The sequence below is a fragment of the Streptomyces sp. NPDC054765 genome, from assembly GCF_053612065.1.
The window spans coordinates 209,740-234,514 of the sequence record NZ_JBSHBP010000001.1 but is presented as its reverse complement, the minus strand read 5'-3'; the positions used below and the strand labels follow the sequence as shown (position 1 = coordinate 234,514).

The window sequence follows — 24,775 nt, the reverse complement described above, 5'->3', positions numbered from 1 at the left end:
CTGCACATCGACTGCTGCACATCGCCTACTTCACATCGACTGCTGCACAGCACATCTGGGGGGTAAGAGCTGATGGGCCTCGGCGACATTCTCGGGGACGTCAAGGACGGCTTCAATTCCGCGGCCGACACGGTCGGAAACGCCGTCGATGACGTAACGGAAGCGGCCGGCGAGGCAGTCGACTACGCCACGGACAAAACCGCCGACGCTCTCGACTACGTCGGTGCGGACGGCGCGGCCAAGGCCGTCCGCACGGCCGGTGACGACGTCGCCGATGCACTGGGCGCGCAGGTCGATGAGCGGCAGCTGGGCGAGAGCGACGACCCCAAGGAGCTGATCCACGGCGACGTCGCGAAGATCAATGAATCCGCCGCGCACCTCAAGGACTTCTACGCGGCCTTCGAACGCGTCGGCCAGGGAATCCGCAAACTGGACGCCGGATCCTGGAAGGGTAAGGCCGCCGACAGCTTCCACGAGAAGTTCGACGTGCACCCCAAACAGTGGATGCGCACCGCGGATGCCTGTGAGTCGGCATGGAAGGCCCTCGATTCCTACGCCGAGACGGTCTCCTGGGCGCAGAAGAAGGCCCAGGCGGCCATCGACGCCTGGCAGGCGGCCGAGGACAAGAGCAAAAAGGCGAACGACGCCTACCGCCACAAGGTCGATACGTACAACGCGAAGGCCGACGCCTACAACGCCGCGCTGGACAAGGGTTCCGACCCCGGGCCCGAGCCCGCTGAGCCCGGCGCCTTCCACGACCCCGGCGACCAGGGCCGCGAAGCGGCGCAGGACATCCTCAAGAATGCCCGGAGCCAGCGCAACGAGGCCGCAGAAAAGGCACAGCACGCCCTCAAGGGCGCCCTGGAACACGCCCCGCAGGCACCGAAGTTCACCACTGAGGCGGCTTTCGACGCCATTGACGGCATCGCGGCCGGCGGTATGAACCTGATGCACGTCGTCGGTGGTGTGGGCAAGGGCGTGGTGGAAACGGTCAATCTGGCCCGCACGCTGAATCCGATGGAGCCGTACAACATCGCCCACCCCCATATGTACCTGGCCAACGTCGCCAAGACCTCGCTCGGCCTGGCCGGCTCCGCCGCCCACCCCGGGCGCCTGGCCAAGGGGATGCTCGGCGAGGGCTGGGGCAGCGACCCGGGAGATGCGTTCGGGCGTCTCCTCGCCAACGTCGTCGGTGGCAAGGGCGCCGGCGCCCTCGGCAAGGGCCTGCTGAAGGCGGGGGCGAAGGACGCAGCCAAGGGAGCCGCACGGACAGCGGTCAAGGACGGCGGCAAGCGCACGATCATGGATCGCGCCCGTACCGCCTGGTGCAAGACCTTCGGCAGCGACCCCATCGACATGGCCACCGGCCGGATGATCCTGCCGCAGACCGACATCACCCTCCCCGGCAGCCTCCCCCTCACCTTCACCCGCACCTTCGAGTCCTCCTACCGCACCGGCCGCTGGTTCGGCCCGACCTGGATGTCCACGGTCGACCAGCGCCTGGAGATCGACGCCGAAGGCGTCATCCTCATCGGCGAGGAGGGCAACTTCCTCCTCTATCCGCACCCCGCCGTCGGCGTCCCCACCCTCCCCCAAGAAGGGGACGGCGCCCCCCTCGAACTCACCCCGGACGGCGACTACCTCCTCACCGACCCCCTCACCGGCATCCGCCGCTACTTCACCACCTACGCCGAGAACATCGCCGTCCTCGACGAGATATCCGACCGCCACGGCAATCACCACACCTTCGACCACACCGAAGACGGCACCCCCACCGCCATCACCCACAGCGCCGGCTACCGCCTCCTGCTCACCACCGACGAGGGCCGCATCACCGCGCTCCACCTCGCCGGCGCCGCCCCCGACGGCAGCGACCAACTCCTGGTCACCTACGGCTACGACGCGTTCGGCAACCTGGCCACCGTCACCCACTCCTCCGGCCTGCCGTTGCGCTTCGCCTACGACGACACCGGCCGCATCACGTCCTGGACCGACACCAACAGCAGCAGCTACACCTACGCCTACGACGACCAGGACCGCTGCACCTCCCAGGGCGGCATCGAAGGCCACCTGCGCGCCCACTTCACCTGGGGCGACCCGGACCCGGTGACGGGACTGCGCACCAACCTCCACCACAACTCCCTCGGCCAGGTCCTCACCTACCAGGTCAACGACCACCACCAGATCGTCGCGACCACTGACCCCACCGGCGCCACCACCCGCACCGTCCGGGACGCCAAGCACCGCGTCCTGTCCGCCACCGACCCGCTGGGCCGCACTACCCGCATCGACTACGACGACGAGGGCCGCCCCGCCACCGTCACTCTCCCCGATGGCAGCAGCTCCACCACCGCTTACAACGACCTCGGCCAACCCCTGACCACCACCGCTCCGGACGGCACCACCTGGACCCACACCTACGACACCGACGGCAACCGCACCTCCACCACCGACCCCGCCGGCGCCACCACCACCTACACCCACGACGTCCGCGGCCACGTCTCCTCGGTCACCGACGCCCTCGGCAACACCACCCGCCTCTACTGCAACGAGGCCGGTCTGCCCCTGACCGTCACCGACCCGCTGGGCGCCACCACCCACTACCGCCGCGACGCCTTCGGCCGCACCACCTCCGTCACCGATCCCCTCGGCGAGACCACACATATGGTGTGGACGGTGGAGGGAAAGCTCGCCGCGCGCATCGACGCAACCGGTGCCACAGAGCAGTGGACTTACGACGGCGAGGGAAACCGCCTCACCCACACCGACGCCATCGGCCAGACCACCCACTACGCATACGGCCACTTCGATCTCCTGATGGCCCGTACCGACCCCGACGGCGTCCGCCACACCTTCACCCACGACACCGAACTCCGCCTCACCCAGGTCACCAATCCCCAGGGCCTGACCTGGAACTACGCATACGACGGCGCCGGCCGCCTGATATCCGAGACCGACTTCGACGACCGCGTCCTGTCGTACACCCACGACGCCGCGGGCCAACTCGGCACCCGCACCAACGCCTTGGGCGAGGTGACGGCCTACACGCGTGACACCCTCGGCCGCATCACCGAGAAGAACGCCGCAGGACTGCTGACCACATACACCCACGACTCCGGCGGCCGGCTCCGCGAGGCTGCCAACGCTGACGCCACTGTCACCTACACCCGCGACATCCTCGGCCGCGTCACCGCCGAATCGGTCAACGGCCGCACCATGACGTTCACCTACGACGCCCTGGGCCGCCGCACCTCCCGCACCACCCCCACCGGCCACACCACCACCTACACCTACGACGCCGCCGGCAACCGCACCGCCATGGACATCGCCGGCCACGTCCTCACCTTCGACCACGACGCCGCCGGCCAGGAACTCAACCGCGCCATCGGCGACAACCTCACCCTCACCCACGCCTGGGACCCCACCGGCCGCCTCACCAGCCAATCCCTCACCACAGCGGCCACGGGCACGCTCCAGTCCAACGGGCCAGAGAACCCTGCGGCCGCCGAAGCCCAACGGGTCCTCCACCGCGGCTACACCTACCGCCCCGACGGCCACCTCACCGCGATAAACGACTCCCACACCGGCCGCCGCACCTTCGACCTCGACCGCGCCGGCCGCGTCACCGCCGTCCACGCCACCGACTGGACCGAGACCTACGCCTACGACGAAGCCGGCAACCAAACCCACGCCGACTGGCCGGACCGCCACCCCAACCCCTCAGCCCGGGGTGGACGGTCATACACCGGCACTCGCATCACCTGCGCCGGCCGCATCCGCTACGAACACGACGACCTCGGCCGCGTCACCCTCCGCCAAAAAACCCGCCTCTCCCGCAAACCAGAGACCTGGCACTACACCTGGAACACCGAGGACCGCCTCACCACCGTCATCACCCCCGACGGCACCGCCTGGCGCTACCTTTACGATCCCCTCGGCCGACGCTGCGCAAAGCAGCGTGTAGCACATGACAACGCGGTGCTTGAAGAGGTTGTTTTCAACTGGGACGGCGCAAACCTCGCCGAGCAGAGCGCCCACACCCGGAACTCTCCGGATTCGATCGCCCTCACCTGGGATCACGACGGACTGCGCGTCATTGCCCAAACTGAACGAAAAACACTTACCGATGCCCCTCAACAGGAAATCGATCAGCGGTTCTTCGCCGTCATCACCGACCTCGTTGGCGCACCGGCAGTACTCGTTGATGTGCACGGCCACATAACTTGGCGCACCTGCACCACCCTCTGGGGCATCACAGCCTGGAATCTCACAGCTACTGCCTGCACGCCTCTGCGTTTCCCGGGCCAGTATTTCGACCTGGAAACGGGTCTGCACTATAACGTCCACCGCTACTACGATACAGAGAGCGGGAGATACCTCTCAGCAGACCCGTTGGGTCTCACGCCCTCCCCCAATCCGATTACGTACGTCGAGAACCCGCACAGTTGGGCAGACCCACTCGGCCTAACACCCTGCACCCCAGAAGGGGTGGAGAGTGTTCGCGGAGATGACCTGGGATCCCTCTTTCATTACACGAATGAGAAGGGATACCAGGGGATCATGGAGAGCGGGGAACTTCGGCCCTCGGTGAAGGCTAACAACCCAAAGGATGCCCGATATGGCGATGGCCAATATCTCTCGGACGTAAAGCCGGGCACAAAGACGGCGGGGCAACTCTCGCACGCCTTTCTACGCGTACCCTGGGCCGGCCATAAGTTCAGCCACTTCATGGAGATAGATGTACGAGGCCTCGATGTGTGGCGCTCCATAGACCGACCCGACGTGTATCTTGTACCCGGCCAACAACCTCTGCGCATAGCTGAACGAATAATAAGCCACGGAAAGAACTAATCATGAAGTACTGGAAAGTCAGCTGGCATCACGACTTCAAGGAAGAGCCCGTCACCCTATTTAGCGAAATTGGCGATGATGGGTACGAGACACGCAAGATCCAAGAGTATCGAGATGGGCGCCTTCTGCGTACGGATGGAACTGACGAGACCGCGGAAATTGGGCTGAGCGAAATCCCTGTCGGAGATATCGAAGACGTTGCCGCGCAACCCGAATTTTCTGCATTCGCCATCTCGGAGGCCGACTTTGAATCCAGATGGAATTGCGCATCTCGCCACAGCAACAACTAAAGGCCGTCCCACAGTCGGGAGCCCCACCTGGGCCGGGCGGGCACTTGGTATCGATATCGCGGAGCCTTAGTACTGCAACGACACGTGTCGTTGCACCCCTATTCGGGTTTTCGGCCGCGCCTTGGAAACGAAATAAGTAAATGACTACACCGCAACAGCCACCAGGTGGATTCGGGCAGGCGCCGGGTTACGGCGCTCCGCAAGGGATGCCGCAGCCCGCCGGCCCGCCGGCCGGGTATCCGGCGGGCGCCGCCCCCGGTGGGCCGGGGCCGTACGGGCAACAGCCGTATCCCGGTGGACCGGCGCGCTACGGGCAGCAGCCCCACCCCGGTGGACCGGCACCGTACGGGCAGCAGCCCTACCCCGCCGCCCCCACGCCCTACGGACAGCCGGGGCCCTACGGAATGCCGCAGCAGGCGCCCCCGTTCGGGTACGGCGGGCCGGGGATGCCGCCGCCCGTGCCGCCGAAGCGGAATGCCGGGAAGACGTGGGGCATCCTCGGCGCCGTGGCCGGTGTGCTGGTGATCGGGACCCTGGCGTCGGCCGCGTTCAGGGGCGGAGGGAGTGCGTCGGGCGGGTCCGGCGGGCCCAGGTACCGGATCACGGTGCCGCAGACGCTGGCAGGCGGGGAGTACAAGCTCGCCAAGGACATATCCCAGCAGGCCTCCGGAGCGATGCCGCAGGACGGGGCCAATGAGCACAGCATCAAGGCGGCGGGCGGCCAGTACGCGTCCGGGACCAAGTCATTGGCGATGGTGGGGCTCTACGGCACCATCGACGATCCCGATACGGCCGTCGACCACACCATCCGCGGCATGACGAGCAACGGGGAGATGGAAGTCGCCGTTCCGGACAGGAAGTTCACGCCCAGCGGGGGCGGAGCTTCGCTCACCTGTGGTGTGGATGTGCGGACGGAGATGGGGCAGAAGGTCACGGTGCCGTTCTGCATCTGGGCCGATTCCAGTACCAGCGGGAATGTCGCCGAAACTGATGCCTCGGACGTGGCGAAGGATCCGCAGTCCGTCGACCTCCAGGAATTCGCGGACAAGGCGGACAAGATCCGCAGTGAGGTCCGGAAACCACTGGGATAACTTCTCGCCGCCCACCCCGCCCCGCCCCGTCCGTCCCTACGCCTCCTCCGCCAGCTCCAGCCACCGCATCTCCAGCTCGTCCTTCTCCGCGCTCAGTTCGCGGAGTTGGGCGTCGAGGCCGGCGACCTTTTCGAAGTCGGTGGCGTTCTCGGCGATCTGGGTGTGGAGGGAGACCTCCTTGGAGCCGAGCTTGTCCAACTGGCGCTCGATCTTCTGGAGTTCCTTCTGGGCGGCGCGGTTGACGGCGGCGGCCTTCTTGGGGGCGGCGGTCTGCTGGGCCGGCGCCGGCATCGCGGCCTCGATGACCTGCCGGCGGCGCTCCAGGTATTCGTCCAGGCCGCGCGGCAGCATCCGCAGCGTGGCATCGCCCAGCAACGCCTGGACGCGGTCGGTGGTGCGCTCGATGAAGTAGCGGTCGTGGCTGATGACGATGAGGGAGCCGGGCCAGCCGTCGAGGACGTCCTCCAGCTGGGTCAGGGTCTCGATGTCGAGGTCGTTGGTGGGCTCGTCGAGGAAGAGGACGTTGGGCTCGTCCATGAGGAGGCGCAGGATCTGCAGGCGGCGGCGCTCACCGCCGGAGAGGTCGCCGACCGGCGTCCACTGCTTCTCCTTGGTGAAGCCGAACTTCTCGCACAGCTGCCCGGCGGTCATCTCCCGGCCCTTGCCCAGGTCGACCCGCTCGCGGACCTGCTGGACGGCCTCCAGCACCCGCAGCGCCGGGGGGAGTTCGCCGACCTCCTGGGAGAGGTACGCCAGCTTGACGGTCTTGCCGACGACGACGCGGCCGGCGACGGGCTGCGTCTCGCCCTGCGTCCGGGCCGCCTGTTCCAGCGCCCGCAGCAGCGAGGTCTTGCCGGCGCCGTTGACCCCGACCAGGCCGATCCGGTCGCCGGGGCCCAGCTGCCAGGTCAGATGCTTGAGGAGGACCTTCGGCCCGGCCTGGATGCTGACGTCCTCCAGCTCGAAGACGGTCTTGCCGAGGCGTGAGCTGGCGAACTTCATCAGTTCGGCGTTGTCGCGGGGCGGCGGGACGTCCGCGATCAGTTCGTTGGCGGCCTCGATGCGGAAGCGGGGCTTGCTGGTGCGGGCCGGGGCGCCGCGCCGCAGCCAGGCCAGCTCCTTGCGCATCAGGTTCTGCCGCTTGACCTCTTCGGTGGCCGCGATCCGCTCGCGCTCGGCGCGGGCGAAGACGTAGTCGCTGTAGCCGCCCTCGTACTCGTGGACGTCGCCGCGCTGGACGTCCCACATCCGGGTGCAGACCTGGTCGAGGAACCACCGGTCGTGGGTGACGACCACGAGGGCGGAGCGGCGGGCGCGCAGATGTCCGGCCAGCCAGGAGATGCCCTCGACGTCGAGGTGGTTGGTGGGCTCGTCCAGGACGATCAGGTCCTGCTCGGCGATCAGCAGCTTGGCCAGCGCGATACGGCGGCGCTCGCCGCCGGACAGCGGGCCGATGACGGTGTCCAGGCCCTGGGTGAAGCCCGGCAGGTGCAGATCGCCGAAGAGGCCGGTGAGCACGTCGCGGATCTTGGCGTTACCGGCCCACTCGTGGTCGGCGAGGTCGCCGATGACCTCGTGCCGGATGGTGGCGGCCGGGTCGAGCGAGTCGTGCTGGGTGAGGACGCCGAGGCGCAGTCCGCCGTTGTGGGTGACCCGGCCGTCGTCCGCGTCCTCCAGCTTGGCGAGGATCCGGATCAGGGTGGTCTTGCCGTCCCCGTTGCGTCCGACGACGCCGATCCGGTCCCCCTCGTTGACGCCGAGCGAGACACCGTCGAGCAGGGCACGGGTTCCGTACACCTTGCCGACGGCTTCCAGATTGACGAGGTTGACGGCCATCTCACTCCTGCACTTCGGACCTGCACTTCAGATCGATCGACCTTCCCAGCCTAGTCGGCGTGGGGAGGAGGGCTGCCGGGAGATGAGTATCGGTACGGATGGCGGGGCGGCAGGCGGCCCTGGCGTCAGCCGCATGATCAACGACCAGGCTCCGGCCGCACCTCCCGTGCCCGACGATGCACCGTTGACGATGCACCGTTGGTGACCGGCTCCGCCGTGGGCACCGCGCCCCCGCTGTAACGTGCCGGCATGGCACCGGACATGGGCATGGCGGGCAGGGCAGTGGAGACGGTACGCGGGCTGGTCTACGGGCCGAGCGGCAAGCAGTTGGACGTCCACCGTCCGGCAGGAGCAGCGGGGGCGGCCGGGGAGCCGGGGCCGTCCGGCGCGGCCGCAGTGTGCAAAGCCTCCGCGGCGCCCGGGGCAACGCCCACCGTGCTGCTCTGGCACGGCATCGGTCCCGATGAGCGGGATGTGCTGGAGCCGCTGGCGCGGTCGATGGGGGCCCTGGGGGCGCTGGTGCTCGTACCGGACTGGCGCTCGGACGCCGCGGACGGCGGCCGGGCGCACCTGCTGGAGTCGCTGGCCTTTGTCCGCAAGGAAGCGGGCGGGCTGGGCGGCGACGGGGAGTCGTTCGTGCTGGCCGGGTGGTCGGCGGGGGCCGGGGCCGCGCTGGGGGTCGCGCTGCGTCCCGGGACCGTGGAGGGGTGGCGGCCGCGGGCGGTGGTGGGGGTGGCGGGCCGCTACGACCTGCCGGCGCGTACCACCGGGACCGCGCCGCTGGACGATCTCGCCGCGGGCCGGGACCCGGGCGTGCCGGTTCGCCTCGTGCACGGCAGTCGCGACGCGGTCGTGGACGCCCGCCGCTCCCGCGACCTCGCCGAGTCGCTGCGGGCAGCCGCGGGCCAGGTGGCGACACTCCAGGAGCCGGACACCGACCACGCAGGCGTGATCATGACCGCGTACGACCCGGCGGCGGACCGCTGCGTCCCCACGACCGCCGAGCACGCCGTACGGGCGGGGCGGCTGGTGGCCGGGGTGCTGGCCGAGGCGGCCGGGGGCGTGTCCTGACCGGTTTGTGTTTGGTCCCGGCGCCCACGGCCCACGACCTCGTCAGTTTGCGGGGTGAATTGCAAATTCAGCTTGACTGTTCATCCTGGTCGCCGAGTCCGCCTTGTGCCGGTTCACAGTGCGACCACGATTTTGCCGTGAACATGCCTCTCGGCCTGCGTCGTCACGGCTTCGCGAATCTGCTCGACCGGGAAGGTCGCCGCGATCGGGATCGTGATCTCGCCGGAATGGATCGCGTCGGCGATCCGCTCCAGGGCGCCCGGACCCGCATCGAGGGCGCCCATCTTGCGCACACCGGGCGGCGGGGCGGGGCCGTCGGCTACGACGGAGATCCGCTCGGGTGCCACGCCGAGCTTGAGCGCGGTCTCGGCCGCCTCCCTTCCGAACAGGTCGGTCGCGGCGGTGATCCCCTCGGGCGCCAGGGCCCGCACCCGGTCCGCCAGGCCGGGGCCGTACGCCACGGGTTCGGCGCCGAGCCCGCGCAGGAATCCGAACGTGCGCTCGGAGGCGGTGCCGAGCACCCGGGCACCCGCAAGCTTCGCCAGCTGCACGGCGAAGACGCCCACGCCACCCGCCGCCCCACCGATCAGGACGGTGTCCCCGGTGCGGAGCCCGATCGCGGCGAGCGCGGCGGAGGCCGTCAGACCGGACACCGGAAGCGTGCCCGCCACCTCGTCGCCGATGCCCTCCGGGGTGTGCCATAGGTCTGTCGCGGGTGTCTTGACCAGCACGAAATCGGCGACGGACCGGCCAATCGCAGCCCCGTACACCCGGTCGCCGGTCGCGAATCCCGTGGCGTCGGCGCCCACCTCGTCCACCACTCCGGCGAAGTCGCTGCCGAACCCGGCCGGCAAGGTGATGCCGAACCGCGCCGCCATGTCGGGCTGTGTGGTGATTTGCCAATCCATCGGATTCAGTCCGGCGGCCGTGACCCGGACGCGAACCTCGTCCGGTGCGGCGTGCGGCTCGGGTATCTCCTGCAGTTCGAGTACTTCGGGACCGCCAAATCGCCGGTAACGGACAGCTCTACTCATCGGTGACCTCTCTTGGCCAGTGATGGGACTTGGTCTTATCGACCGTACACCAGTGATGGGACGAAGTCCCGTACACTGCTCCCATGGCTCGCTGGCAACCCGACGCACCAGGACGACTCGCCGCCGCCGCCCTCGACCTCTTCGAGGAGCACGGCTACGAGAACACGACCGTGATCGAGATCGCGGAGCGCGCGGGGCTCACCAAGAGCACGTTCTTCCGGTACTTCCCGGACAAGCGCGAGGTGCTCTTCGACAAGGGCACGGTGACCGGTCTGCTCGTCGAAGGGATCGCCTCGGCGCCGCCGGCGGCCGGGCCGCTCGACGCGGTGGCGGACGCCCTCGATGCGCTCGGCCGGACGTTCTTCACCGTCGACCGCCGCGAGTTCAGCGGCCGGCGCCAGGCCGTGCTGAACGCCAATACGGAACTGCGTGAACGCGAAGCCCTCAAAAGGATCGGCCTCACCACCTCGATGATCGAGGCCCTCAACCGCCGCGGAGTCCCGAGCCTGACCGCGCGTGTGGCCGCGCAACTGGGCGCGCTCGCCTGGGAGATCGCCTACGATCAGTGGATCGACACCAACAACAGCGAGGGCTTCGGCCCGCTGGCACGGCAAGCGCTCGTCGAAGTACGCGCGGTCGGAGCCGTGCGCTAGTACGGCCGGAGCCGTGCGCTAGCCAAGGGGCCTGTCGTTTCCGTCATGGGGCCGTCATGGGGCCTGTCGTTTCCGTCATAGGGCCGTCATAGGGCCGTAAGCGCCCAGGATTCGGCCGGATCGTCCAGCCATACTCTTTCGCCCTCGGCCGTCACGGTCAGGCCGAACCGGGCGTGGTCGGGCCGTCCTCGGTCGACCCACCAGTGGAATGCATCCTCCACCTCGTCCCAGAGCCTGCGGGGGCCGGACTGCCAGACGCGGGCGGCGTCCCGGTCCCGGAACATCACGCACGCCCAGGACGCGTCGCTCAGGCTGTAGAACCACACCGGGCGCGCGCCGTCGTGTTTGTCCGCCACGACGTGCAGGCACCGGGGGACGCGCAGGCCCATGGCGAACCGTTCGGGGCCGAACTGCGCCCCGACGAACTCCGCCTCGGTGAGCGTCGTGGACGACTCCTCGCCATCCGCGACGCTCCCTGTCACGTATGCGGAATGGGCCACGGCGGCAAGGCGCTGGGAGCGGAGCTTCATGAACTCCACGGGGCCCGTGAAGCGTCCGGCGGCGCTCATCCCGTCCGGCGCGACCACCAGGCGGGCCACCGCGTCGCCGTGGCTGTAGTCCGTCCCCCACGGGGCCACGATGATGCCGCCGGGACGGCACTGCTCCACCCACGCGAACGGAACGGACCGCAGGCCGCAGGTCGCCATGATGCGGTCGTACGGCGCCCCTTCCCGGTGTCCCCGGCTCCCGTCGCCATGGATGACGCGGACGGAGTTTCCGAACCGCTCGGCCGTCGCGCGGGCGGCGGCGGCCAGCGCCCCGTCCACCTCCATGCTGGTGACGTTCCCGGGTCCGGCACGGTGCGCCATGAGGAGCGAGTTCCACAGCGTCGCGGTACCGATCTCCAGAGCCTTGTGTCCGGGGCGGAGGTCCACGTCCTGGAGCATCCGGAAGACGACCGAGGGCATCGACGCGGAGCTGGTCGGCACCTCGCCGGGCTCGGTGCCGGGCTGCTCGCCGTGCTCGCCGTCGTCCCATTGGATGATGAGGGGCACGTCCGCGGCGGCGAACTCCTCCCACGCTTCCGGGGCTTCCGTCCGGGACACCGCCACGCTTCGCCCGGTCGCCATGTCGAACGGCCAGATGAGGTCGGGCAGCACGGCGGACCGGGGTACGGCTGTGTAGGCGGAGACCCAGTCGGAGGAGAGGGCACCCGCCGCCATGAGGGCACGCCCCAGCCCGTTGAGGCCGGGGCGCTTCTCGCCTGCCTCGTCGGCCATCATCAGGCCGCCTTGGGCGGGTTGGGGACGCCGGGGCCACCGTCCGGGGTCGGTGCCGGGTGCGGGCCGGGATAGGGCTCGCCGGGCAGCTTGTCGCCGCCGTAGTTGCCGTCGTTGCCGTCGTTGCCGTCGTTCTGGAGAAGCACGTTCATCTCTTCCTCCTGGTGCCTTCAATGGTGAGTGAGTACCCGATCGGCTGCTGCTGTCCGTAGGACATGCGCAGATACGCAGACGGCCGGGCCATTACCCGCCCCCGCGACAGGGACGGGATCTGTGGGGGTCAGCGGCGCCCTCCCCCACCGGACGACCAGGTGTTGAGCCTCCGCACGGACTCCTCCAGTTCCTGGCGCCTGGCGTTCCGATCCACAGCACTCTGCCGCGCCTCCGGGGCAGCGGCATACGGCCGGACGGAGCCACTGCCCTCACCGGTACGGGCGGCCGCCCGATGGCCGCCCCGTCCCGGAAGCAACCGACTCAACAGCCTTCCGAGGCTCGTGCGGACCGGACCCGGCCCACCGTTCAATGGGCCGCCGCCTTGCGGAGAACCTCGGCGAGCCGGCGGGCGGTGGCCGCGTTGCAGTTACCGAGGGCGACGAGCGAGACGCTGTAGACACCCGCGAAGCCGGGCAGATCGACGCCGAGCGACGGCAGCGTGATGCCGTTCTCCTTCAGCGCGGTGCGCAGCTCTTCGGCACTTTCGTGCACGTCGTCGGAGCGGGAGTGGTCGAGGGGCATGGAGCCGGGCCTTTCTGTACGCATAGCGACGAACTGCTTACACAGTGACGTGACGCGGCGTAGCGTGAAAGGGGGTTGGGCTCCCGGCCGTGGTCCGGGGATTGCGTGGAGCGAAGTGGTGGAAATACGGGGAACCGCCGGAGTCCGTCCGCAACAACTGTGAACCAGCGACACGTACGGCGGTGAACCGTGGCACGACGCAAGGACATTGACGGCTCGGCCGGAGTCCCCACCTTCTACGGCAAGGAGCTGCGCTACCAGCGGGAGTCGGCCGGGCTCACGCTCTCGCAACTGGTCGAGGGCAGCTTCTACGGCCCGAGCCATCTCAGCGAGATCGAACGCGGCGAACGACGGATGCCGGCCGAGCTGGCCGAGCACGTGGACAAGGCACTCAAGACGGACGGCTTCTTCAAGCGGCGCTGCGAGGACGTGCGGAAGGCGAAGCGGAGCGGCCACGCCGAATACTTCGAGCACATTCTGGAGGCGGAGAAACGCGCCGAGACCATCGAGGAGTGGTGTCCGACCCTGGTCCCCGGCTTGTTGCAGACCCCGGCGTATGCGGGGGCGGTGGTGCGGGCGACGCATCCGTTGGCACTCGACGAGGAAGTGGAGGAGAAGGTCAGCGCACGTATGGCGCGGGCTCATCTCTTCGAAAGCGACCTCAAGACCCCTGAGTACTGGGTGGTCATTCCCGAGTACGTGTGGCGCTGCCCGATCCTGCCCGCGGAAGAGATGGCCGATCAGCTCGACTGCATCGCGGCGCTGGCGAGGCGGCGCCGGATCGTTCCACAGATCCTTCCGTGGAACTGCGGACCGCATCCCCTCATGGTGGTGGGCCTAGCCAAGATCATGACCTTTCCGGATGCTCCGCCGCTGGTCTACCTGGAATCGCAGTACAGCGGCGAGACGATCGACGATCCGGCTCTCGTGAAGAAATACCGCAAGGCATACGATCGGCTCAGGGCCGCAGCACTCGCTCCCGAAGCGTCCCTGACCATGATCGAGGCGGCCGCAGAGGAATACCGAAGTGACAAACAACCGGATTGACTTGAGCACCGCCGTCTGGCGTAAGAGCAGCTACACCAATGGCGACGGCGGGGACTGCGTCGAGGTCGTCGACGACCTCCTCGGCATCGTCCCCGTCCGCGACTCCAAGGACCCGCACGGCCCGGCCATCGTCTTCCCGGCCGCCGCCTGGTCATCGTTCGTCTCAGCTGTCAAGGACACTGCGCTGCCAGGCGTCTGAGTCCCACTCGGCCTGAACGCTCCCAGTCGGCTGACCACGAAGAAACCTTCTATGTGGTCAGCTCAGCGCTTTCTCGATGGCCTCGAAGATGTCGGCGTCGGTCTCCTGCTGCCAGGCCGGGAGGTCGGGCCAGTCCGCGACGTAGCCCGGCTTCGGGTCGTCGAAGTGCTGGAACATCTGGGCTGTCCAGCAGATCGCGACGAAGCGGCTTTTCTGTTCCCGGGACAGCCTGGACGTGTGCCCGGCGCTGATCTCGATGAAGTGGCGCACCTGCTCGTAGACCGACCCGGCAGCCTCGCGCTCCCACTGCGGGGTGTCGTCCCACGGAGTGACGTAGCCGGCTTTCGGCTCCCCGGGGAAGTGCTGGTGCACTCCCGCGATCCAGGTTTCCCGGAACAGTCGTGCACCCTCGGTCTGCGACATGCCATCCCCTCTCGTCACGGCGTGCTCAGCGTGGCGATCTCCGCCCCCAGCTCAGCCACGCGGTGGTCGCGGCTCAGGGGGCCGAACTCGTCGCACAGGTCTCGGAGTCCACGGGCGATGTACCCGGACGATGAGGCGCGAGCCAGGTCGACGGCCTCCTCCCCTTAGGAGGCACCAACCCTCCCCGCTCTAAAGAACCCTCGCCCCCACCGCCGGCCCCTCCGCCACCCGCACCTGGCGGCAGGTCCTCGACGCCAGCAGCGCCGATGCCACCTCCCCTGCCGCCTCCGCGTCCTTGACCAGGAAGGCGGTGGTCGGCCCGGAGCCGGAGACCAGGGCTGCCAGGGCGCCGGCGGCGGTGCCTGCCTCCAGGGTCGCAGCCAGCGAAGGGCACAGGGAGAGCGCGGCGGGCTGCAGGTCGTTGGCGAGGGCTGCGGCGAGCGCGGTGGGGTCACCCGTCTCCAGCGCGGCCAGCAGCTCAGCGGCGGCCTCCGGCTCCGGGACGTCCGTGCCCGCCGTCAGGCGGTCGAACTCGCCGTAGACGGCCGGGGTGGACAGGCCGCCGTCGGCGACCGCGAAGACCCAGTGGAAGGTGCCGCCGACGGGGAGCGGGGTCAGCAGTTCGCCGCGGCCGCGGCCCAGTGCCGCGCCGCCGACCAGGCTGAACGGCACGTCACTGCCCAACTCGGCGCAGAGGGAGAGGAGTTCGTCCCGCGAGGCGCCGGTGGACCACAGGGCGTCGCAGGCCAGCAGGGCGCCGGCGGCGTCGGCGCTGCCGCCGGCCATGCCGCCCGCGACGGGGATGTCCTTGCGGAGGTGGAGGTGGACGTGCGGCTCGATGCCGTGCCGGGCGGCGAGCAGTTCGGCGGCGCGGGCCGCCAGGTTCGTACGGTCCAGCGGGATGCGGTCGACGTCATGGCCCTCGGCGGTGATCCGGAAACTGTCGGCGGGGGTCGCGGTGACCTCGTCGTAGAGGCCGACCGCGAGGAAGACGTTCGCCAGGTCGTGGAAGCCGTCCGCGCGGGCGGCGCCCACCGCCAGCTGGACGTTGACCTTCGCCGGTACCCGGACGGTGATCGAGGTGGTGGTCGTCATGCCTGGTCTCCCCCTGATGTCTGCTCGCCCCCGGATGCCTGGTCTCCCCCGGATGTCTGCTCGCCCCGTGACTGCCGGATGCCGGGCGCCCCGCCCGGTCCCTTGTGCTCGGCGATCCGCGCGAACTCCTCGACGGTCAGCGCTTCCCCGCGGGCCTGCGGCGAGACCCCCGCGGCGACCAGTGCGGCCTCCGCCGCGGCGGCCGATCCGGCCCACCCCGACAGTGCGGCCCGCAGCGTCTTGCGGCGCTGGGCGAAGGCCGCGTCGACCACGGCGAAGACCTCGTCGCGGCTCGCCGAGGTCTCGACCGGCTTGTCGCGGCGTACGAGGGAGACCAGGCCGGAGTCGACGTTGGGCGCGGGCCAGAAGACATTGCGGCCGATGGCGCCGGCCCGCTTGACCTCGGCGTACCAGTTGGCCTTCACCGACGGCACGCCGTAGACCTTGTTGCCGGGGCGGGCGGCCAGCCGGTCGGCGACCTCGGACTGCACCATGACCAGGGTGCGGTCGATGGTGGGGAAGGCCGCGAGCATGTGCAGCAGCACCGGTACGGCGACGTTGTAGGGGAGGTTGGCGACCAGCGCGGTCGGCGCGGGGCCGGGCAGCTCGGTGATGTGCATGGCGTCGCTGTGCACCAGCGCGAAGCGGTCGGCGCGCTCGGGCATCCGGGCCGCGACGGTGGACGGCAGCGCGGCCGCCAGCACCTCGTCGATCTCGACGGCGGTGACCCGGTCGGCGGCCTCCAGCAGCCCCAGGGTCAGCGACCCCAGGCCGGGGCCGATCTCGACGACGACATCGTCGGGCCGGACCTCGGCGGTCCGCACGATCCGGCGGACGGTGTTGGCGTCGATGACGAAGTTCTGGCCGCGCTGCTTGGTGGGGCGGACGCCCAGCGCGGCGGCCAGCTCGCGGATGTCGGCGGCGCCCAGCAGGGGGCCGGAATCGTCGGTGGTGCTCTTGCTCATGCCAAAGCCTCGCTGCGCTCGTTCACCCGTGAAGCTTACGGCCGCACACCGGCCACGGGCTCGCCCCCCGGCTGATGTAGAGCTTCTTGGCCCGGTAGGTCTGCTCCCGGGCGGGTGCGTCCTGTGGCCGGCCCCGGCCGCCGAGGGCCCGCCAGGTGGTGACATCGAACTGGTAGAGCCCGCCGTAGGTACCCGAGGAGTCGACGGCGTCCGGCCGTCCGCCCGCCTCGCACTTCGCCAGCGCATGCCAGGCGAGGTGGTCGGCGCCGCGCACGGAGTCGGGCAGCTCCCTGGTGCCCAGATGCACGATCTGCGGGCGCGGGGCCTGCACGACCTCGGTGTGCAGCCGCTTCGGTTTCTGGTGGACCCCGTTGACGGTGCGCACCCGGTAGGTGACCCGCCGTACGCCGGGCCGCCCCTGCTGGACGACCGCCACGGTGCCGCGGGCCAGCCGGGGGTCGGCCCGCTGGACCGTACGGAAGGCGATGGCCTCCTCGCGGACTTCCCTGGAGCCGGTGATACGCAGCACGGAAACGGTCTGGCCCTCGCGCGGAAAGCTGTCCGGCGGCACCGAGGTGGTGTCCTGGTCACGCAGCGCGAGACCGGCCTCGGCCAGCGCCTCGCGGACGGTGGCGGCGTTGGTGCGCACCCGGTGTTCGCGGCCGTCGGCGACGATGACCAGCGAGCGTTCGGTGCGTACGGCCAGTTCCATGCCGTGCTGCTCGATCCGCCGGGAGCGGGAGGCCGACAGAATGGCGCCCTCGGCCCGTACGCCGAGCTGGTGGAGGGCGCCGGCGACGGTGTCCTCGGTGGTCCACACCTGGCGGCGCTGTCCGTCGATGGTCAGCACGACGGGGCGGCCGTGCCGGACGATGACCTCGTCGCCGGTGCTGAGTCCGGTGCCGGGGGCGGGCGCGACGAGATCGTGCGCGCCGACGTCGAGATGCTCGTCGGCCAGCAGGTCGTCGACGTCGTCGGCGAAGGTGTGCAGGGTGCGGGGGGTGCCGTCGACGGTGAGCCGGATGGCCTTGTCGTGCGCGATGAAGGCGGTGGTGCCGCCGGCGAGGAAGGCGACGACCAGGGCCCGGGGCAGCAGCCGGCGCAGCGCTTCGGGGCGTTCGGCGCGGCGTCTACGACGGCCGCGCGCGGCGCGGTGGCTGCTCTGCGAATGACTCACGGCGCGCTCCACATGCCACGGGATGCGGTTGACGGCCGGAATGTAGCGGAGTGGCGGTGACTCTCCAAAGTCGGCCCGATACGGAAAGTGGTCACATCGGGGGACGCGGAGGGCCCGCGGCGGCGCCGGAAAGCCGCCGGCGGCCGGGCCGGAAACCGGCCGGCGGTCCGCTCAGTAGCCGAAGGCCCGCGCCGTGTTCGCGGCGATGGCGGTGGCCAGGTGGTCCTCGGTCACGGCCTTGACCTCGGCCATCGCCCGCAGCGTGACCGGAATGAGGTACGGGGCGTTGGCCCGTCCGCGGTACGGGGCGGGCGTCAGGAAGGGGGCGTCGGTCTCGACGAGGACCAGCTCGGGCGGGGCGACGGCGAGGGCGTCGCGCAGCGGCTGGGCGTTCTTGAACGTGACGTTGCCGGCGAAGGACATGAAGTAGCCGGCCGCGGCGCAGACCTCGGCCATCTCGGCGTCACCGGAGTAGCAGTGGAAGACGACCCGTTCGGGGGCGCCCTCCTCGCGCAGGATCCGCAGCACGTCGTCATGTGCCTCCCGGTCGTGGATGACCAGGGCCTTGCCGTGCCGCTTGGCGATTTCGATATGGGCGCGGAAGGACCGCTCCTGGGCTGCCCTGCCGTCCGGCCCCGTACGGAAGTGGTCGAGGCCGGTCTCGCCGATGCCGCGGACCTGCGGCAGCGCGGCCAGCTCGTCGATGCCGGCGAGCGCGGCATCGAGCGCGGCGTCCCCGCCGGCCTCCCGGGCACCCTGCCGTGACCAGCCATCCGGGTCGCCGAGAACGATCCGGGGCGCCTCGTTGGGGTGCAGCGCGACGGTGGCGTGCACGCTGTCGTGCGCGGCCGCGGTCTCGGCCGCCCACCGCGAACCGGCCAGGTCGCAGCCCACCTGGACGACGGTGGTCACCCCGACGGAGGCGGCCTTGGCGAGCGCCTCCTCGACGGTGCTCTCCTGCATGTCCAGGTGGGTGTGCGAATCCGCGACCGCCACCCGAAGCGGTTCGGGCAGCGGCGGCGGGGTGTTCTTGTCCTGCGGTGCCATGGCCGCGATCCTACGAGGACCGCGGCGCGGACCTCACTTGCGGTGGTGCTGGAAGGGGTGCAGCAGGTCGGAGAGGTGCCAGTGGTGGCGTCCGGAGTCCTCTGCGGTGCTGCCGGTGCGGTCCGGGTCCGCCCCGGGGGACGGTGCCTTCTTCTTCTGACTGCCGTGCTGGCGCTGGTGCATGCTCGCGATCGCGTCGGAGACCATCGAGACCTGGCCGGAGCGCATGATGCGGACGACATTGCTGCCGCAGTTCAGGCAGGTGGGGCAGGTCAGCGGGGACGGGACCCGCTCGTCGTCCGCGTAGTAGACGACATGCATCTCGCCCTTGCCGTCGACCTGGTGGACTATCTCGTACGCCTGCTCCCAGCCGTGGCCGCACCTCATGCAGGCGAAGGCGTATGCCTCGTGCGCGGCGGCGTCGGGCCGGGGGATGGGGTGGTCTCCGCTGGTGGTGGAACTGCCAGTGGTCTTGGCGAACTCGCTCATGTGCGCTCCTCTTGTCCGCTGGACAAGGTCTCCGGGAACCGTTCGTCCCTCGTCCAGTGGACGCCTTCCGCGCGCACAACGCAGCTGGTCGCCGACGGTATTGGCCCAGATTTGGCCGACGGTAGGAAAATCACCCCGGCGCGCCGACCTGCGCTTTACCTTTCCGGCCAGCCATTTACCTGCTGATGAGTCGCTTTTCGCCCGGCGCCGCGCATCAATCCCCCGCCGGGTCCTTCGCGGGGCCCTTTGCGGGGTCCTTTCCGGAGCCCTTTGCGGCGTTCTTCGCCGCGACCACCGCGTCGAAGACCTCCCGCTTGGGCAGCCCGGCGTCCGCGGCGACCGCGGCGATGGCTTCCTTACGGCGCTCCCCGGCCTCCTCGCGGACCTGCACCCGGCGCACCAGCTCGTCGGCGTCCAGATCCTGCGGCCCGCTCTGCGGGGCGCCTTCGACGACGATGGTGATCTCACCGCGCACGCCCTCGGCCGCCCAGAGCACGAGCTCGCCCAGCGGCCCGCGCTTGACCTCCTCGTACGTCTTGGTCAGCTCGCGGCAGACCGCGGCGCGCCGGCCGGCACCGAAGATCTCGGACATCGCGGCGAGGGTGTCGTCCAGGCGGTGCGGCGCCTCGAAGTAGACGAGGGTGCGGCGCTCGTCCGCGACCTCGCGCAGCCGGGAGCGCCGCTCACCCCCCTTGCGCGGCAGGAAGCCCTCGAAGCAGAAGCGGTCGACCGGCAGACCGGAGACGGCCAGCGCGGTGAGCACCGCGCTGGGGCCCGGTACGGCGGTGACCTTGATCCCGCGCTCGACGGCCGCGGCGACCAGCCGGTAGCCCGGGTCGGAGACGGAGGGCATCCCCGCGTCGGTGACCAGCAGCACCCGCGCCCCGCCGGCCAACGCCTCGGCCAGCTCCGGGGTCCGGGCCGCCTCGTTGCCCTCGAAGTACGACACGATCCGCGCGGACGGCTGGACGTCCAGCCCCTGGGTCAGCCGGCGCAGCCGCCGGGTGTCCTCGGCAGCGATCACATCGGCGGCGGCCAGCTCGGTGGCGAGCCGCGGCGGCGCGTCCGCGATCTCACCGATGGGCGTCCCTGCAAGTACGAGTGTCCCTGTGCTGCTCATCGCGCCCTTTTCACCTGCATCTTTACCTTGTTGCGCCGTGGCCTTGGGCGCGTGCGGAGTCTCTGGGGGAGTTTCGGCGGCCGACCGCTTCCCGAGCAGCTTGTCCAGCGCGGCCGGCTTGTCCACCGCGGCACGTCCCTTCACGCCGGCCTGGGGCATGAAGTGCGCGCAGTGCTGGAACGTGATCTTGGCTGATTCATGTCCACGCCACGCCACCAGGGTGCCCACCGATTCTCCGGCTTCCCACTGTACGGAAGCGCAGGTGTGCCGAAGTACGTGGCAGCCGTCCCGCGGCGCCGCCTCGTACTGCCATACCTCCATGCCTTGGCCCCTGCGGGCTTCGGCGGGTACGACCCCGGCGCATGCGAGAGCAGGCAGGCAGGCGGGGTGAAAAAGGGGGTGCCGCCGACACCGGTTCGTCGCCGGTCGACCGGCGCAAGACGGGAGGCAAACACCAGCCGTCCACTGGGATCGGCGCAACGAACTCCGCGACGCCTTCACTGCACTGACCTCCCATCAGTCCACGTGCAACGCCACCGGTTACGACGAACTCGCCCGCCGCTACCGAGCTGGCGGCCCCTCGCCGCCCTCATCCTCTGTCTTCGCGAACTGTCGTGATCTTTTGTCGAACACGGACTGGCCCAGGAGGACTTGCTGCAGAAACGGCCGGATTCCCGCCTGGATCCAGTCGCCCATCCACATCCAGGCCGCCAAATCCCTCACTGAATCATTCCGAAACGGTCAGTTTTAGTCCTGTAACAAGAGATCTTGCTCTCTTGAATCAGCGGGATCCGCAGTGATGGGCTGTCACGTGTCCGAGGGAACCTTCGGTACACACAGCATGTCCACCCCGGTCGGCATCCCCGACCGTCCGCAGGGCCGGGTCAGTGGTGCCGTTACCGCCACCACGCTCCCGGAGGGTGGATCCGCACGCCGTCGGGCGTGCACGCAACGCACATGCACCAAAGGAGAGAAAACATGCGCAAGTTCAGGCGCACTGCAGTCGTCGCGGCCGGCCTCCTGGCCCTGTCCGGCATCGCCGCCGGATCCGCTCAGGCCGCCGACCTCCAGGTCGTGGAAACGCCGGGCAACTACCAGACGGACTGCCACACCGCCCAGACCCAGCAGGAGCTGGACCGGGTGATGGGGCACCACGTCACCATCGACCACTGCGAGGATGACGGCCCCGGCACCATGGCCATCTACTACTCCTGACTCCGGGAGACAGGTGACGTCGGGCGTCCCCCGCTGACGCCGCCGCCCCATCCGGCCCTCCGCTGAGCGCGTACAGCAGAGGGTCGGACTCACGCGGGGCCTTGTTCAGTCGTCGGCCCGACGTGCAGATCAGGCTGCAGTCGACCCCTCTGCCGCAGCCCAGTGCTCCCACCAGAAACCGCATCGACTCGTCGCATCGTCCACTCTTGTCTCAGCAGATACATGAAGAGCCGTGGAATGCGGAGGAGGGGAGGCAACCGCGGGGTTGGCGGTGCTGTTTCTACTGATAGGTCCCGTTGTGATCGGGTTCGGCATCCGCGAGGCCGGGCACCAGCGCCGCCTCCGACGCGAGGGGATCCGCACCAAGGGACTGGTGGTCCGCCACCACCGCAGGAAGTCCAGCGAGGGGGGAACCACCTCCTTCGCAGTGATCAACTTCGTTGATGCGCACGGCAGTCCGCACGCGTTCCAGGCCCGGGCATCCGGAGTCAAGGGCCTGCCCGTCGGCGGCTCGGCCCCCGTGCGCTACCTCCCCGGCGCCCCGAGGAGCGCACGACTCGACCTCTCCCCAAAGCGGTTGGTGAACTTCGGGTTTCCCGTCGTGGCCGGCATCGGATTCATGGCCATCACGATATGGATGCTCTCCACCGGCCGTTGAGCTCGTTCCTTGAGAACTGTCCGGCCCACAAGCACGACGGGCCGCAGAAGGCATACGAGTTGGCTGGTGATGATGCAGTTCATCACGTCGTGCTGCGCGGCGCGGAGTTGGCTCGGTAGACTGTAGACGATATCCAATTTCCGTCTGCCCGGTACTCGTACGCGTCCACAGAAGGGGGATCTCGATGCTGTCCACAGGGCTACCGCAGGGAGCCGTGCCGAAGCTCGAACGACCCGGCCCGCTGCGCGAGCGCGTCTACGAAGCGCTGCTCGAACTGATCACCACCCGTGCGCTCCGCCCGGGCCAGCACCTGGTCGAGAGCGAACTCGCGGGCCATCTCGGGGTGTCCCGACAGCCGGTCCGGGAGGCGTTGCAGCGCCTCAGTACCGACGGCTGGGTGGATCTGCGTCCGGCTCAGGGAGCCTTCGTCCATGAGCCCACGGAGGAGGAGGCCGATCAGTTGCTGACGGTCCGTGCGCTCCTGGAGACCGAGGCGGCCCGGCTGGCCGCGGCGAACGCCGGCTCGGCGGGGATAGCGGAGCTGGAGCGGCTGTGCGCCACGGGCGAGCGCGCGGTGCTGGACGGCGAGGTGGAGGTGGCGGTCGCAACCAACGCCGCCTTCCACGCCAAGGTGATGGAGCTGGCCGGCAATGCGGTGCTGGCGGAGCTGGCCGCGCAGGTCGTCCTGCGGGTGCGCTGGTACTACACGCCAGTGGCCCGGCAGCGCGGCAAGCAGTCGTGGATCGAGCACCGCGAACTGATCGCGGCGATCGTCGACCGCGACGAGGCGCGTGCCACGTCCGTCATGCGCGCACACACCGAGCACACCCGGCGTACGTACCACGAGCGGGCGCGCGAGGGCGACTGAGCCTTTGATGAGGTCGGCCGGCAGGTGGGCGGTGCCGCTGCGGCACCGCCCACCCTCGTCATGTACCGGTCTTCCCGGCTTCCGGCCGGCTCAGATCATCTCGCGGCTGATCGGCTGCGGACGGGGTGCCACCTCCCGCACCCGGTCCCGTCCCGGTGGATGCAGCAGCAGTGCGCAGCCCGCCGCCACTATCGAGACGCCACCGGCGAGCGCATACGCCCCGTTGTAGCCCCAGGCCTCGACCACCATCGAGCCCAGCCCGCCACCGAACAGGCCGCTGATGATTTTGCCGCTGTAGACCAGGCCGTAATTGGTGGCGTTGTAGTTCTCGCCGAAGTAGTCCGGGGTCAGCACGGCGAACATCGGATAGAAGGCGCCGCCGCCGAAGCCGGAGAGGAAGGCGAAGAAGAGGAAGAGCCATTGGCTGTGGATCTCTCCGGCCCAGATCACACCGAATTGCGCCAGACCCAGGACGACGATGACGAGAACCAGGGTCAGCTTGCGTCCCCACAGGTCGGAGAGCCAGCCGACCACCGCCCGGCCGACGCCGTTGACCACCGTCATCACGCCCATCGACGAGGCCGCGACCATCGGGCCGAAGCCGATTTCCTTGGCGTAGTCCACCTGGAAGGAGATACCGAAGATGGATACCCCGGCGGTCATCACCACGGTGACCCACATCAGGGGGAGCATGCCGGTGCGAATGGCTTCCTTGGGCGTGTACTGCTTCACCGCGGGCGGGTTCTTGGCCATGCTCTTGGCACTCTTGTTGTTGCCGGCGAAAGAATTGGGGTCTCCCCTGCTCGAACGCAGCTGAGAGCTTGGGGAAGGGTCGATGTCTGCCGGCCACCAGTTCTTCGGCGGATCCTTGAAGAACCAGGCACAGATCGCCACGACGATCAGTACGTAGACGCCGAGGAGATCCAGTATCTCGTGGTAATTACTGGTGTCGAAAGTGTAGTTGAAGATGAAGATGACCGGCAGTGCGCCATAGGCGAAGCCGCCGTTGACGAATCCGGTCTTCGCGCCCCGCCGCTCCGGGAACCACTTCCCGACCATATTGATGCAGGTGGCGTAGATGAGGCCGGAGCCGAGACCGCCGATGACACCGAAACCGCAGATCGCCAGGAGGACGTTGTCCATATGCGCGAGTGCGACGAAACCGACCAGACACAGCGCCGCCCCGAGGAACATGGCCCGCCGGGCGGGCAGAATTCCTCGCTCCCGTAACCAGCCCGCGGGGAAGGCGATGCCGGCCTGGAAGAAGATCCAGACGGAGAGAATCCAGAAGGTGTGGCTCTCGGTCCAGCCGTGGGCGTGCGAGAGGGTGTCCTCGGCGGAGCCGTATGCGTACTCGGAACCGCTGATCGCCATCATCGCGATCCATGGGAGATACATCATCAGCTTGCGCGAGTGACCGAGCAGATCCCGGTCCGTCTCGCCGATCCGGTAGATGCGGCCCTTGCTGTCGGTGACTTCCCGGTGGACGGGGCCGACCACAGACTGCTTCCGGTGTTCTGCGCCTAAGCCGTCCCTGTCATCTCCGCCATCTCCGTCATTTCCGTCATCCCTGTCGTGCGTATCGTTCATGCCGTGCATGTCGTGCATGTCGTGCATGGTGTCCCTCACGT

General features: G+C 69.2%; 23 protein-coding genes. 10 read left to right on the top strand and 13 right to left on the bottom strand.

The window, feature by feature from the left end:
- Window positions 1–72 precede the first annotated feature (72 nt).
- The 3 genes from ACWGJY_RS01140 to ACWGJY_RS01130 all read left to right on the top strand — a co-directional run bounded on the left by ACWGJY_RS01140 (window position 73) and on the right by ACWGJY_RS01130 (window position 6,232).
- Window positions 73–4,851 carry a putative T7SS-secreted protein gene (locus ACWGJY_RS01140; RefSeq protein WP_453258698.1) on the top strand — a complete coding sequence of 1,593 codons (4,779 nt, stop codon included), beginning with the start codon at window positions 73–75 and terminating at the stop codon, window positions 4,849–4,851.
- A 2-nt stretch (window positions 4,852–4,853) separates the two neighbouring features.
- Complete coding sequence (locus tag ACWGJY_RS01135; RefSeq protein ID WP_453258697.1) at window positions 4,854–5,141, top strand: DUF6881 domain-containing protein; 288 nt, start codon at window positions 4,854–4,856, stop codon at window positions 5,139–5,141.
- Between the two features lie 206 nt (window positions 5,142–5,347).
- On the top strand, window positions 5,348–6,232 hold the full coding sequence (locus ACWGJY_RS01130; RefSeq protein ID WP_453258696.1) for a hypothetical protein: 885 nt from the start codon (window positions 5,348–5,350) through the stop codon (window positions 6,230–6,232).
- Between the two features lie 36 nt (window positions 6,233–6,268).
- Here ACWGJY_RS01130 and ACWGJY_RS01125 read toward each other — a convergent pair whose 3' ends face one another.
- On the bottom strand, window positions 6,269–8,068 hold the full coding sequence (locus tag ACWGJY_RS01125) for an ABC-F family ATP-binding cassette domain-containing protein (protein ID WP_453258695.1): 1,800 nt from the start codon (window positions 8,066–8,068) through the stop codon (window positions 6,269–6,271).
- Between the two features lie 249 nt (window positions 8,069–8,317).
- Here ACWGJY_RS01125 and ACWGJY_RS01120 point away from each other — a divergent pair, with 249 nt between their 5' ends.
- Window positions 8,318–9,139, top strand: coding sequence for an alpha/beta hydrolase (locus ACWGJY_RS01120; protein ID WP_453258694.1), 822 nt, complete (start codon window positions 8,318–8,320; stop codon window positions 9,137–9,139).
- 113 nt (window positions 9,140–9,252) lie between these two features.
- Here the strand turns inward: ACWGJY_RS01120 and ACWGJY_RS01115 are convergent, their stop codons facing one another.
- Window positions 9,253–10,173, bottom strand: a complete 921-nt coding sequence (locus ACWGJY_RS01115) for an NADP-dependent oxidoreductase (RefSeq protein ID WP_453258693.1) — start codon at window positions 10,171–10,173, stop codon at window positions 9,253–9,255.
- 83 nt (window positions 10,174–10,256) lie between these two features.
- Here ACWGJY_RS01115 and ACWGJY_RS01110 point away from each other — a divergent pair, with 83 nt between their 5' ends.
- Window positions 10,257–10,826, top strand: coding sequence for a TetR/AcrR family transcriptional regulator (locus ACWGJY_RS01110; protein WP_453258692.1), 570 nt, complete (start codon window positions 10,257–10,259; stop codon window positions 10,824–10,826).
- 86 nt (window positions 10,827–10,912) lie between these two features.
- Here ACWGJY_RS01110 and ACWGJY_RS01105 read toward each other — a convergent pair whose 3' ends face one another.
- The 3 genes from ACWGJY_RS01105 to ACWGJY_RS01095 form a co-directional block, all read right to left on the bottom strand.
- The gene (locus tag ACWGJY_RS01105; protein WP_453258780.1) at window positions 10,913–12,106 is read right to left on the bottom strand and encodes a protein-L-isoaspartate(D-aspartate) O-methyltransferase; all 1,194 of its coding nucleotides are present in this window, start codon (window positions 12,104–12,106) and stop codon (window positions 10,913–10,915) included.
- A 2-nt stretch (window positions 12,107–12,108) separates the two neighbouring features.
- Window positions 12,109–12,258: a hypothetical protein gene (locus ACWGJY_RS01100; RefSeq protein ID WP_453258691.1), complete on the bottom strand. Its 150-nt coding sequence runs from the start codon at window positions 12,256–12,258 to the stop codon at window positions 12,109–12,111.
- Window positions 12,259–12,625: 367 nt separating this feature from the next.
- Entirely contained in the window at window positions 12,626–12,841 is a 216-nt protein-coding gene (locus tag ACWGJY_RS01095; protein WP_453258779.1) for a hypothetical protein, read from the bottom strand.
- A gap of 189 nt (window positions 12,842–13,030) precedes the next feature.
- Here ACWGJY_RS01095 and ACWGJY_RS01090 point away from each other — a divergent pair, with 189 nt between their 5' ends.
- Together ACWGJY_RS01090 and ACWGJY_RS01085 are read left to right on the top strand one after the other, a co-directional pair.
- A complete protein-coding gene (locus ACWGJY_RS01090; RefSeq protein ID WP_453258690.1) occupies window positions 13,031–13,888 on the top strand; it encodes a helix-turn-helix domain-containing protein in 858 nt (285 codons plus the stop codon).
- Between the two features lies 1 nt (window position 13,889).
- On the top strand, window positions 13,890–14,087 hold the full coding sequence (locus tag ACWGJY_RS01085; RefSeq protein ID WP_453258689.1) for a DUF397 domain-containing protein: 198 nt from the start codon (window positions 13,890–13,892) through the stop codon (window positions 14,085–14,087).
- A 57-nt stretch (window positions 14,088–14,144) separates the two neighbouring features.
- Here the strand turns inward: ACWGJY_RS01085 and ACWGJY_RS01080 are convergent, their stop codons facing one another.
- The 7 genes from ACWGJY_RS01080 to rsmI form a co-directional block, all read right to left on the bottom strand.
- Complete coding sequence (locus tag ACWGJY_RS01080; RefSeq protein WP_453258688.1) at window positions 14,145–14,510, bottom strand: hypothetical protein; 366 nt, start codon at window positions 14,508–14,510, stop codon at window positions 14,145–14,147.
- A 189-nt stretch (window positions 14,511–14,699) separates the two neighbouring features.
- The gene (locus ACWGJY_RS01075; RefSeq protein WP_453258687.1) at window positions 14,700–15,605 is read right to left on the bottom strand and encodes a 4-(cytidine 5'-diphospho)-2-C-methyl-D-erythritol kinase; all 906 of its coding nucleotides are present in this window, start codon (window positions 15,603–15,605) and stop codon (window positions 14,700–14,702) included.
- Entirely contained in the window at window positions 15,602–16,570 is a 969-nt protein-coding gene (gene rsmA, locus ACWGJY_RS01070; RefSeq protein ID WP_453258686.1) for a 16S rRNA (adenine(1518)-N(6)/adenine(1519)-N(6))-dimethyltransferase RsmA, read from the bottom strand. The genes ACWGJY_RS01075 and rsmA overlap by 4 nt, the downstream gene beginning before the upstream one ends.
- A gap of 22 nt (window positions 16,571–16,592) precedes the next feature.
- The gene (locus ACWGJY_RS01065; RefSeq protein WP_453258685.1) at window positions 16,593–17,747 is read right to left on the bottom strand and encodes a ubiquitin-like domain-containing protein; all 1,155 of its coding nucleotides are present in this window, start codon (window positions 17,745–17,747) and stop codon (window positions 16,593–16,595) included.
- Between the two features lie 171 nt (window positions 17,748–17,918).
- A complete protein-coding gene (locus ACWGJY_RS01060) occupies window positions 17,919–18,794 on the bottom strand; it encodes a TatD family hydrolase (protein WP_453258684.1) in 876 nt (291 codons plus the stop codon).
- Window positions 18,795–18,827: 33 nt separating this feature from the next.
- Window positions 18,828–19,283 carry a hypothetical protein gene (locus ACWGJY_RS01055; RefSeq protein WP_453258683.1) on the bottom strand — a complete coding sequence of 152 codons (456 nt, stop codon included), beginning with the start codon at window positions 19,281–19,283 and terminating at the stop codon, window positions 18,828–18,830.
- A 214-nt stretch (window positions 19,284–19,497) separates the two neighbouring features.
- Window positions 19,498–20,403 (bottom strand): 16S rRNA (cytidine(1402)-2'-O)-methyltransferase, encoded by a 906-nt coding sequence (gene rsmI, locus ACWGJY_RS01050; protein WP_453258778.1) that lies wholly within the window; start codon window positions 20,401–20,403, stop codon window positions 19,498–19,500.
- A 978-nt stretch (window positions 20,404–21,381) separates the two neighbouring features.
- Between rsmI and ACWGJY_RS01045 the strand changes: the two genes are divergently transcribed.
- The 3 genes from ACWGJY_RS01045 to ACWGJY_RS01035 all read left to right on the top strand — a co-directional run bounded on the left by ACWGJY_RS01045 (window position 21,382) and on the right by ACWGJY_RS01035 (window position 23,144).
- On the top strand, window positions 21,382–21,618 hold the full coding sequence (locus tag ACWGJY_RS01045) for a hypothetical protein (protein WP_453258682.1): 237 nt from the start codon (window positions 21,382–21,384) through the stop codon (window positions 21,616–21,618).
- A 298-nt stretch (window positions 21,619–21,916) separates the two neighbouring features.
- Window positions 21,917–22,276: a DUF3592 domain-containing protein gene (locus tag ACWGJY_RS01040; protein WP_453258681.1), complete on the top strand. Its 360-nt coding sequence runs from the start codon at window positions 21,917–21,919 to the stop codon at window positions 22,274–22,276.
- Between the two features lie 184 nt (window positions 22,277–22,460).
- On the top strand, window positions 22,461–23,144 hold the full coding sequence (locus ACWGJY_RS01035) for a GntR family transcriptional regulator (RefSeq protein WP_453258680.1): 684 nt from the start codon (window positions 22,461–22,463) through the stop codon (window positions 23,142–23,144).
- Between the two features lie 90 nt (window positions 23,145–23,234).
- Here the strand turns inward: ACWGJY_RS01035 and ACWGJY_RS01030 are convergent, their stop codons facing one another.
- The gene (locus tag ACWGJY_RS01030; protein WP_453258679.1) at window positions 23,235–24,644 is read right to left on the bottom strand and encodes an OFA family MFS transporter; all 1,410 of its coding nucleotides are present in this window, start codon (window positions 24,642–24,644) and stop codon (window positions 23,235–23,237) included.
- Between the last annotated feature and the right edge of the window lie 131 nt (window positions 24,645–24,775).